1 pseudogene is annotated in these 402 nt (G+C 53.0%); it reads right to left on the bottom strand.

From position 1 onward, the window contains the following. Window positions 1–402: pseudogene (locus EN852_RS35700) on the bottom strand (hypothetical protein); the annotation flags it as partial.

Here is a 402-nt window from a genome sequence, read left to right as displayed (position 1 = left end):
GGCGGGTTGTCCAGTAGGTCACATACATCGCCCCATGCAGCCAGACTTGATCCCAATAAGTCGAAGGCGGGTGCTGCTTGACGGTTACTCTAATTCCAACCGGGGCAAGGATGCCCGCAAAGGCAACGGCAAGATCAACCATTCCTCCGAACGATTCCGACGTTCCCAATTCGATATCGATACCGTTGGGATATCCGGCTTCCGCGAGCAGCTTTTCGTTGTGTCCGTTTTCAATGGCGATGTTTTCTTCAAGGGAAGCTGACTGGGCTCCTAGAACGCATTCCATAGCCAGTTTCCCAGCCGGTGCCTTCAAGGAAGCTGGAAACGATTGCTTGAAATCCTCAATGATTTCCTGCCGGCTTTTCTCAGTTGGGCTTTTTGAACGCCTCGGACTGCGATCCG

It is taken from the genome of Mesorhizobium sp. M2E.F.Ca.ET.209.01.1.1, from assembly GCF_004010375.2.
GTDB lineage: Bacteria > Pseudomonadota > Alphaproteobacteria > Rhizobiales > Rhizobiaceae > Mesorhizobium.
Note: the sequence above shows the minus strand (reverse complement) of the source record. Positions and strands in the feature narration are given on the sequence as shown.